This window comes from Kitasatospora sp. NPDC001261 (assembly GCF_042896795.1).
Taxonomy (GTDB): Bacteria; Actinomycetota; Actinomycetes; order Streptomycetales; family Streptomycetaceae; genus Kitasatospora.
Genome location: NZ_JBIAXP010000062.1, coordinates 1 through 9864, shown reverse-complemented (window position 1 = coordinate 9864; position 9864 = coordinate 1). Strand labels below are relative to the sequence as shown.

Annotated in this window: 6 protein-coding genes; 2 read left to right on the top strand and 4 right to left on the bottom strand. The window is 73.5% G+C overall.

Annotated features, from left to right (window positions below; all coding sequences use genetic code 11):
* Window positions 1–193 precede the first annotated feature (193 nt).
* A complete protein-coding gene (locus ACFY4B_RS42390; protein ID WP_387977136.1) occupies window positions 194–976 on the bottom strand; it encodes an alpha/beta fold hydrolase in 783 nt (260 codons plus the stop codon).
* 142 nt (window positions 977–1118) lie between these two features.
* Between ACFY4B_RS42390 and ACFY4B_RS42385 the strand changes: the two genes are divergently transcribed.
* Both ACFY4B_RS42385 and ACFY4B_RS42380 read left to right on the top strand, forming a co-directional pair.
* The gene (locus ACFY4B_RS42385) at window positions 1119–4130 is read left to right on the top strand and encodes a BTAD domain-containing putative transcriptional regulator (RefSeq protein WP_387977133.1); all 3012 of its coding nucleotides are present in this window, start codon (window positions 1119–1121) and stop codon (window positions 4128–4130) included.
* 134 nt (window positions 4131–4264) lie between these two features.
* A complete protein-coding gene (locus ACFY4B_RS42380) occupies window positions 4265–4822 on the top strand; it encodes a hypothetical protein (protein WP_387977130.1) in 558 nt (185 codons plus the stop codon).
* A 150-nt stretch (window positions 4823–4972) separates the two neighbouring features.
* Here the strand turns inward: ACFY4B_RS42380 and ACFY4B_RS42375 are convergent, their stop codons facing one another.
* The 3 genes from ACFY4B_RS42375 to ACFY4B_RS42365 all read right to left on the bottom strand — a co-directional run bounded on the left by ACFY4B_RS42375 (window position 4973) and on the right by ACFY4B_RS42365 (window position 9766).
* The gene (locus tag ACFY4B_RS42375) at window positions 4973–6835 is read right to left on the bottom strand and encodes a serine/threonine protein kinase (protein ID WP_387977128.1); all 1863 of its coding nucleotides are present in this window, start codon (window positions 6833–6835) and stop codon (window positions 4973–4975) included.
* A 250-nt stretch (window positions 6836–7085) separates the two neighbouring features.
* Complete coding sequence (locus ACFY4B_RS42370) at window positions 7086–8447, bottom strand: hypothetical protein (protein WP_387977125.1); 1362 nt, start codon at window positions 8445–8447, stop codon at window positions 7086–7088.
* A gap of 62 nt (window positions 8448–8509) precedes the next feature.
* Window positions 8510–9766 carry a phosphatidylserine decarboxylase gene (locus tag ACFY4B_RS42365; protein ID WP_387977122.1) on the bottom strand — a complete coding sequence of 419 codons (1257 nt, stop codon included), beginning with the start codon at window positions 9764–9766 and terminating at the stop codon, window positions 8510–8512.
* Window positions 9767–9864 lie beyond the last annotated feature (98 nt).

Genomic DNA, 9864 nt, shown 5'->3' with positions numbered 1-9864 from the left:
CGATGCAGTTGCGCCCAAGAACGCCGCCCCAGCGCAGTAAGGCAGTCACGAGGCGTCACCGCCCTGGCTTGACAACATCATTGGGAATCTCCCTTGTCGTGTGTCCGGACAACGTGAGCGGTCAGCATGCCGAAGATGTGATCGGTTGTATCCACCGGCGACACGACTGGCCGAAACCGGTCCTTCCGCTTGCCTACTGGGCGCTGGTGAGGAAGTCCAGGACGAGGGGGCTCGCGGTGGTGCGGAACTCCTCGAAGTAGGCGTGCCGGGCGCCGGGGAGCAGGTGCAGGCGGGCGCCGGGGATGCGGGCGGCGAGCAGCGGGGCGTTGGCGGCGGGGTTGAGCCGGTCGTCGGCGCCGTGGACGACCAGGGTGGGGGCGCCGATGGCCGGCAGGAGGTCCCAGGCGTCGTGCCGGCTGCTGGCGGCGAGGTGGCGGCGGCGGGCGTGGGCGGGCATGGCGGGGTCGCCGAGGGTGTGGTGCGGGCCGGGGTGGGAGTCGAGCCACCGGGGGGTGTACATCAGCTCCAGCAGGGCCTGTCGCGCGGCCTCGGGGTCGGGTTGCGCCAGGGCGCGGCGGACGTCGGCGCCGCGTTCGACGCCGTGCGGGCCGCCGGGTGAGGTGCAGCCGAGGACCAGGGCGCGCACCCGGTGCGGGTGGCGGGCCGCGAGCTGCTGGGCCACCCGTCCGCCCATGGAGGTGCCGTAGACGTCGGCCCGGTCGATGCCGAGGTCGTCGAGGACGGCGACGACGTCCCGGGCGAACTGTTCGGTGCTGTACGGGGTGTCGGGCTTGTCGCTGCCGCCGGTGCCGCGGTGGTCGAGGGTGAGGGTGGCGCGGGCGGGGTGGAAGTCGGCGCGGACCGCGTCCCACCAGTGGTGGTCGTTGGCCTGGCCGGCCAGCAGGACCAGTGGCGCCCCTTCGCCGCGCAACTGGTAGGCGATCCGGGTGCCGTCCGGTGCCGTCGCGCGCGTCATGGTCTCCCCCTCGTTCCCGGGCCGGCGGCCAGGGTATCCCCGTACTCCCGGACGGGCCCGGGGCCTCGTCCCTGACCAGGGGTGATGCGGTCGGTAAAATGCGCGGCCGGGGGATCGTGTGCGGGCGGAGGGGGATTGGCCGGTGGGTGGTTTACGGTTCACGGTGCTGGGGCCGCTGTGGGGGTGGCGGGACGGCGGCGAGCTCGTGCTCGGATCGCCGCAGCAGCGGAGCCTGTTGCTCGCGCTGCTGCTGAGGGCCAATCACCCGGTGTCGACCGGTCAGTTGGTCGACGACCTGTGGGGCGATGATCCGCCCGCCAAGCCCTCCGCCGTGATCCGGACGTACGTCCACCGCCTGCGCCGCGTCCTGGGGCCCGCCGCGCCGACCACGCTCAGCGGGGGCTACCTGTTCGCCCTGGACGCCGGCGGGCTGGACACCCACCGGGTCGAGGAACTCCTCGGCGAGGCGCGGGGGCTGCGCGCCGGCGGGCAGCACGCCCGCGCCGCCGCCGTACTCCGCTCGGCGCTGGCACTGTGGCAGGGCGAGCCGATGACCGGGCTGCCCGGCCCGTACGCCGAGCGGCAGCGCGGCGAGTGGGCCGAGCGCCGGGTGACCGTCCTGGAGTCCTGTCTGGAGGCCGAGGTCGAGGCCGGGCCGTCCGGCGAGGCCGTCGCCGAACTGGCCGCCGTGGTGGCCGAGTACCCGCTCCGGGAGCGGTTCTCCGAGCTGCTGATGCTCGCCCTCTACCGGACCGGCCGGCAGGCGGAGGCCCTGGGCGTGTACCGCGCGGCGGACCGGCGGCTGCGGGCGCAGCTCGGCGTCTCGGCCGGGCCCGGGTTGCGCGAGTTGCAGCGCCGGATCCTGGTGGCCGACGCCGCGCTCGTGGCGCCCGCGCCCACCTCGGCGTCCACGCCTGCGTCCGCACCGACGACGGCCCGGCCCGCCGCCGCGGCCCGTGCGCCGTACCCGCCGGCCGTCCGGCCGACCCAAGTCCCGGCCGACCTCGCCGACTTCACCGGCCGCGAGGCGCAGACCGAGGCGCTGCGGGCCGTCCTGCTCTCCCCCGGCACCATGCCCGTGGCGACGGTGTCGGGGCTGGGCGGCGTGGGCAAGACGGCGCTGGCCGTCCACGTCGCGCACACGCTGGCCGCCGACTTCCCCGACGGCCAGCTCTACCTGGACCTGCACGGGGCCGACGGCCGCCCGACCCGGCCCGAGGAGGCGGTGGGCGCCTTCCTGCGGTCCCTGGGCGTGCCGGCGGAGGGGCTGGCGCCCGGGCTCGCCGAACGCTCCGCCCAGTTCCGCTCGTTGCTCTCGGGCCGGCGGGTGCTGGTGGTCCTCGACAACGCCCGGGACGCCGAGCAGATCAGGCCGCTGCTGCCCGGCCGGGCGGGCTGCGCCGTGCTCGTCACCAGCCGGGCCAGGCTCGGTTCGCTTCCCAACGCGCACGTCGTCGAGCTGACCGCGTTCGCCCCGCAGGAGGCCCTGGGCCTGCTCGAACGGGTGGTCGGCGGGCAGCGGCTGCGGGCCGAGGCGGACACCGCCGGGGAGCTCGTGCGGCTCTGCGGCCACCTCCCGCTGGCCGTACGGATCCTCGCCGCGCGCCTCGCCTGCCGGCCGGGCTGGTCGATGGCCCGGCTGCTCGACAAGCTGGCCGGGGACCGCCGGCGGCTGGACGTGCTGCGCGCCGGGGACCTCGCCGTCGAGTCGGCGTTCCGCTTCGGCTACGACCAGCTGACGCCCGAACAGGCCCGGGCCTTCCGCCTGTTGGCGGTGCCGGAGGTGCCCGACCTGTCGCCGGGGGCGGTCGCGGCGGTGCTCGGCCTGCCCGAGCAGGAGGCCGAGGAGCTGGCCGAGTCGCTGGTCGACTGCTCGATGCTGGAGACCGCGCCGCCGGACCGCTACCGGTACCACGACCTGCTGCGCGCCTTCGCCCTGCAGCTCGCCCCGGAGGGGGAAGCGGAGGCGGAGGGGGACCGGCCGGCCGCCGTCCTCACCCGACTGGTGGCCCGTCACCACGGCGAGACCGTCGCGGCCCTCGGCCCGGCCGCCGCCCGCGCCGCCCTGCCCTTCACCGGCGCCGCCGCCCGTAGCGGCGGCTGCGGTACGGCGGCGGCCCACGGCCGCGGCGACTACCGCGGCATCGGCGCGCTGGTCGGCCAGTACGCCGCCCTTCCCGAGCCGCCCCGGCTCGACCTGGCGGCCGAACTGCTGCTCGGCTACGTCCTGTTGTGCGAGACCGGCCAGGCCGCCCGGCCGCTCGGGCACGCGGCCAAGGTGCTGCTCCACGCCGCCGTCCGCGCGGGCGACCGGACGGGCGAGGTCAGGGCCCGGCTGGTGCTCGGACGGCTGCTGACCGAGGTCGGCTCCGAACCCGCGGCCCTCGCCGAGCTGTTCAGGGCCCGCGACCTGTGCACCGCCCACGACCTGCCGGGGCCGCTGCTCGCCCTGGCCCACGCCTCGCTGGCCGCCCTGTTCGCCCAGGTCGGCCGGCCGGGCGACGCCGTCGACGGCTTCACGGCGGCGATCTCGGTGTGGGAGCGGCTCGGCGACCGGCGCTCGGTGGCGGCCGAACTGCTCGACCTGGCGGGCGCGTTCACCGGGCTCGGCCGGTCCGAGGCGGCGGTGCGCGTCGTCGACCAGTCGCTGCTGATCTGCCACGAGCTCGCCGACCACGAACTCCAGGCGCTCGCCCTGGACTCGTTGGGGACGATCGCCCACGACCGCGGCGAGTACGAGCAGGCCCTGCGCCACCACCGCAACGCCCTGGCCCTGCTGCGGCCGGACGACCGGCGCCGCACCGGCCGTACGCTGCTGCGGCTCGCCGAGTCGCTGCGCGCCGTCGGCCGCGGTGAGGAGGCGGTGGCGGCGGCCGGGCGGGCGGTGGAGGTGCTGACGCTCGACGGCGACCGCCGGGGGCGGGGGCTGGCCCTGGCGGCGCTCGGCGACGCGCTCGCCGACCGCGCGGCCGCCGAGGGCACCGGGGATGCCGGGGATGCCGCCGGGGAGGCGGCCCGGGCGCACCGGTCGGAGGCCTACGACATCCTGGCCTCCATCGGCTCCCCCGAGGCCGCCCGGCTGCGCGAGCTGATCGGCCCGGCCCGGCCCGCCGTCCGGCCGCGCCGACAGTGGCCGTCCTGGCTGCCGGCATGACCCGCCGGAGGTCCGCCCGGTCCGGCGAGCCGACCTGGGGGCGCCTCCGCGGGAGGACAGGGGGACGCCGGCAGGTCCAGGGCGCGGACAAAACCGGTATCTCCGAGTGCGGGCGCCCTGGCAGACTCCCCGCCATGGCCAACTCCTACGCGCGACCGGTCCTGAGGACGGCGGACCTCGACGAGGCCCTGCGGGCCGCCGGGCGGTTGCTGGATCTCGCCGACACCCGGGAGCTCGAGGTCGACTTCGACGCGCGCGTTCCCGACGCGCGGGCCCTCGAACGGCTCCTGGGCCTCCTGCCGGGTGCCGAGTGGTGGGCCGACGGCGCCGGACACGGCTCCTCCGACAGGGGTGACCCGCCGTCGGCCCACCTCCCGGTCCGGTTGATGGGCTGGGGCATGTCCGCGGACGTGGTGCGGCCGGTCCTGGCGGCGGCGGGGGCATGCCCGATGTCGGTCCGCTGGGACTTCTCCGGCTGGCCGGAGGCTCCCGACATCGGCCTCGGTGCCGGAGGTCCCAGGGGCGCCTATGTGACGGTCTGCGCGCATGCCCGGGACCTCGACCTGACGGAGCCGGCGGCCGACCACACGGTGTTCGTGCACGTCAAGCATGTCGAGGCCGAACGCGCCCCGTGGCTGGCGGCACGAGTCGGCCTCCAGGTGATCGGCGAGCTGGTGATGGCCCCGTGGTGACCCGGGGCCGTGGCACCGCCCACAGCGCCGCCCCGGCCCCCGGATCGCGGACGAACCCGGCGTCGTCCGCGTCGTAGTCGTACAGCTCGCCGTCGCGGCCCCGGTCGACGGCGGTCTCCGGTCGGATCCGGGCAGTCGGCTCCCGGCGGCTCAGTTGAACGTCCACACCTGGTTCTGCGCGCCCGTGCAGGACGCCACGTGGGTCCCGACGCCGATGCCCTCGGACGTCAGGCACAGCTGGGTGGCGACGTTGGCGATCCGGTAGCCGCCCGGGACCTGCGCGATGGCCCAGACCTGGTTCCAGTCGGCCGGCGGGCTCGTCCAGATCTGCACCAGTCCGCTCCTGCGGTCCTGGTCCAGCACCTTGGTGAAGTTGCTGGAGGCGTTGCGCAGGTAGTATATCCCGTCGGCGACCCGGTCCAGCCGCCAGAGCTGCGCCGCCGTGCCGTTGGCGAAGTAGGTGCCGACGGTGTTGCCGTCCTGGTCGTTGGAGGAGTAGTTGTCCAGCGCGCCGTTGGTGCCGGTGATCCGCGCCTCGGCGGGCAGTTGCGGTTTGGGCTGCGGCGTGGGCTGGGCGGACTGCGTCGGGGTCGCGGGCGTCGTGGGGGTGGCCGTTTCGCCGGGGGCGGGGCGGTCGGGGGCGGCGGAGGTCGGCGCCGGCGCGGCCGGGCTCTGGCCCACGGCGGGGGCGGGGGCCGGGGCGGCGGGCGCGGCGGGGACCGACGCGGGCGGCGGGGCGGCGGACGTGGCGTACGGCGGGGCGGTGGCCGGTCCGGGCCCGGCGGCGGGCGGGGGGCTCTCGCCCGTGCCCGGTCCGCCCGACGCTACGGGGGCCTGCGCGGGGGCGGACGGCTGTCCGGCGGGCGGGCGGCCGGCCTCGACGAGGGCGGCTGCGCCCGCCACCGCGGACCCGGCCGCGGGCCCGCCAACGGCGGCGCCGGGCGGCGTGGCGTCCCGGCCGGGCCGTACCACCGTCGCCCCGGCGGCCCCGGCCACGCAGAGCAGCGTCAGTGCCGTCACCCCGGCCAGCGCCCGCAGGCGGCGCCCGGGGCGGGGTATGCGCCGGGCCCTCGGTGCCTGCCGGGCGACGGGCCGCTCCGGGCCCGACGGCGGCGCCGCCTCGCCCGCCGCCTCGCCCGCCGCGAGGGCCTGGCGCAACGCCGCAGCCATCGTCGCCGCGTCGGGCCAGCGCTCGCCGGGGTCCTTGGCCATCGCCCGCTCGACCACCGCGCGCACCGGCGCGGGCACGTCCCCGGGCAGCGGCGGGACGGGCTCCGTCAGGTGCTTGAGGATCAGTTCGAGGGCGGTCTCCCCGTCGTACGGGAGCCTCCCGGCGAGGCATTCGTAGAGGACCACGCCGAGCGCGTAGAGGTCCGCCGAGGCGGTGACCGTCCCGGTGGAGGCCTGTTCCGGTGCCTGGTAGGCGGCGGTGCCCAGCACCACCCCGGGTACGGTGAACCGGGGGTCGCAGGCGGGGCCGGCGATGCCGAAGTCCGCGATCACCGTCCGGTCGCCGTTGACCATCAGGTTGGCGGGTTTGATGTCCTGGTGGACCACCCCGGACGCGTGCGCGGCCTCCAGCGCCTCCAGCACCTGGAGGGCCAGCCGCAGGGCCTCGGCCACCGGCAGGGCTCCGCGCCGTTCCAGGACGGCGCTCAGCGGCTGACCGTCGATCAGCTCCATCACCAGGTAGCCGACCGGGCGCCGACCGGTCCCGGCACCGTACGCACCGCCGTGCCCGTCGCCGTGCGCGTCGCCGCTGGCCCCGTCGCCGCCGCTGTGCCCGTAGTCGTACACGCCGACGATGCCCGGGTGCCGCAGCCGGGCCATGACGCGGGCCTCGGCGTGGAAGCGCTCGGCGAAGCCGGGCTCGTCCAGCAGGGCCGGCTTCACCACCTTGACCGCCACCCGGCGGCCCAGGACCTCGTCCTCGGCGAGCCACACGTCGCCCATCGACCCGCCGCCGAGCCAGTCCACCAGCCGGTAGCGGTCGGCGAGCACGGTGCCGCGCAATGCTTCTCCCTGAATCGAGCCCGAGGGGGCCGGAGCGGATCCGGGGGCCGGCCCGGTCCCCTGGGCGCGCCCTGGTCCGGGACGCCCTCCGAGGATCGTGGCACCGGCTGATAGTTACTGACTTGCCATCATATGAATGATGTTCAGCTCAGACCATCACCACCCCGCGCCCGCGGCACCACGAACGGCGGGGCGGCACCGCAGTGCCGCCCCGCCGTCCGATCAACTCCCCGGCGCCGTCGCCGGTCCGCTACGCGAGCGGTCCCTGCGGGTCGTGCCCGTGGAAGGTGCGGTCGAAGAGCCAGTTGTAGAGCATCTCCCGACAGATCTCCGGCTGGTACGCCGGCACCTCGTGACCGGAGTCGGGGATGGACACCTGCGTCAGGTTGCCGCGCTGACGGACGAAGCCCTTGGGGTCGCCCGGCGGCTGCTGCCAGATCAGGCGGGGCGCGCCGTGCCACTCCGGGTCGCGGTCCCGCATGAGCCTGTCGAGGATCTCCTCGGTGCTCCGGAAGCCGCAGGCGGTGTCGAAGTTCCCGGTGTAGAGCAGCACCTTGTAGCGCTTGGCGCCCCCGTCGCTCTTGTCGATGAGCGCGCCGTACTTGTCGGACGCGTCCGCCATGTTGTCCTCTACCAGGGCATCGGCCACCGGGCCGCTGTTGTCCTCGCACGTCCACTCGAGCCCGAGCGGCACGTGCAGGGCCTTCCTGACGGGATCGGTGTTCAGGTACGCCTTCAGCGTCTCCCAGGGCAGGCCCTTCCACCCCCGGACGTCGTAGATGTCGAACTTCCCGCCGTAGGCCAGGGTCTTGTCCACCAGGGCGTTGCCGTCCTTGGTGGCCTGGACCATGCTGCCTTCCTTGATCTCGGCCTGGACCTTCGCGTAGTCCCGGAGCAGTTCCTCGCGCTGGCCGAGGCCGATGAATCCGGTGGTGTAGACGTAGTCGATCATGAGGCCCAGCGAGAGCTCGGGGGTGATCCAGCCGTTGCCCACCGCGATCCCGCGCAGGTCGATGTGCTGTCCCGCCTTCCGCCCGTTCTGCTTGTCGATCTCCAGGGCGATCGCCGGCACGTACTTGCCGGCGTAGCTCTCGCCGCAGACGTACAGCGGGCACTTCGCGTACTCGGGGTGCAGCTGGAAGAACTTCTGGAGCGCCTGCCAGAACATGTGGCCGAGTTCGGCCTCGTCCTCGACGTACTCGTCGTGCTTGGGGTCGTCGGAGTGGCTGTACCCGGCGCCCAGGGGCTGGTCCCAGTAGAGGAGGTGCGCCTCCTGGTTCCAGCTGGTGGTGGTCAGCGACACGGTCCCGACGGTGTCCTCGGTGATGGTCAGCGGGCCGTTCTCCAGGAAGAGCCCGATCAGCGAGGAGGCGCCGGGGCCTCCGTTGAGCCAGATCACCAGCGGTGTGGCGCTGATCAGGTCCTGCTGGTCGGCGACGGGCACGTGGGGGCTGCAGGTCTGGCTCTCGAAGAACCAGTAGAAGAGGTTGTTCTTCGCGGTGCCCGTGCCGTCGAGCTGTACGCGCCCCGCGTAGGAGCGGATCCCCAGCTCGAGGCTCTTGGTGTCGAGGAGGTTCGCCGGGATCGACGTGACGAGATCGTCCGGGTCCATGGTTCAGTCCTTCGTTCGGGGGCGGGTCGGCCGGGTCGGCGGAATCGACAGGGTCGGCGGGGTCACCGGGCGAACGGGATGCCCCGGCGGGACTGCGCGTGGTGGGGGTGGCTGAACAGGCCCTTCGTCCGCTCCGGGGCCTCGAGGGTTCCGATGCGCTGCCCCATGTGCAGCTGCAGGGCCGGGAAGCGGCCGTGCTCGAACAGCAGGATGTTCAGGGAGCCGCCGTACTGGAAGTTCCCGATCTTCTGGCCCTTCGTCACCGGGACGGGCTTCTGGGGGTTCTTGAAGTCCGCTTCGTACTGCACGGAGCCGATCGAGTTGAGGCCGACCGTCACCATCGCCACGTACGTGTCGTGCTTCCGCATCTGGGGATCGATGAACGTCGTCTTGAAGACGAGGTATCCGCGGCGGAAGGTGTCGAACATCTCGTAGTCGAATCCGTAGCCGACGTTCCCCTTGTTGAGGAGTTCGGGGAAGTCCCGCATCCCGTAGTAGATCCCGTGGACGTCGTCGTGGGACTCCACGACATGACCATCCACCGGCGCGTGGTACCAGTGGTAGGTGTCGGGCATCAGGATGCACGACACGGCGGTGCCCCCGGGCACCGTCTTTCCGTCCTCCTCTTTGGGGACGAACTTCTTGTAGTACTTGGAACCGGCGAGCAGTTGCTTGACGTTCATGGTGACCGTCTTGACCGGGATCGGCGTCTCCTCGGCCAGGTCGTCGACGATCATGTTGATGACGCAGTCGGTCGGGGCGACCACCACGCTGTTGTCGTCCGGAGCGTCGATCGGCCGCACCGACGGGTCCCGCAGCTCCCGGATGAAGAACTGGTTGAAGGTCCCCCAGGGGCCCGGCTCGAAGTCCTCCATCCTCGTGCCGAGTTCAGCGCGCCAGAGGTTGATGAGCTCCTGGCCGCCCTCCCCCTCGTCGTCCATCTGGTCGCCCTGCAGGTCGGTGAAGTCCTTGGTCATCTCCAGGCCGGGACCGCAGGTCACGAAGACCATCCCGTAGTCGTTCTCGTAGGTGAGCCAGCTGAACTTCTCGATGTAGTCCAGGCCGTCGTTGGGCTTCGTCGTGGTCCAGTTGGTGTACCACTCCGCGAAGAACTTCTTCAGATCCTCGATGCCCTTCCCCTGCCAGTCGTAGTACACCTTCTTTCCATCGGGATCGGCCGGGTCGGCCGGACACTTCACCACGTTGGCGATCGTCGCGTCGAACAGGGTCTTGAAGCCCTCGTGATTGGTGCGGTACCAGTCGTCGATCCTGTCGAGGAAATCTTTGAGGGGCTTCGGGTACTCGTCGTTGTCCGGCATGACTCCATACCTTTCTTCGTGGGATCGTTCTGGTCATTCGTAAGATCAGGGCACCCAGGGATGCCGGGTGTGGCTGTCATGTCATTGCCGCGTCCGTG

What these genes read in the sequence shown, in the direction of transcription:
- ACFY4B_RS42390 (WP_387977136.1), bottom strand. Translation starts at nt 976, where the DNA reads ATGACGCGCGCGACGGCACCGGACGGCACCCGGATCGCCTACCAGTTG.
- ACFY4B_RS42380 (WP_387977130.1), top strand. Translation starts at nt 4,265, where the DNA reads ATGGCCAACTCCTACGCGCGACCGGTCCTGAGGACGGCGGACCTCGAC.
- ACFY4B_RS42370 (WP_387977125.1), bottom strand. Translation starts at nt 8,447, where the DNA reads ATGGACCCGGACGATCTCGTCACGTCGATCCCGGCGAACCTCCTCGAC.
- ACFY4B_RS42365 (WP_387977122.1), bottom strand. Translation starts at nt 9,766, where the DNA reads ATGCCGGACAACGACGAGTACCCGAAGCCCCTCAAAGATTTCCTCGAC.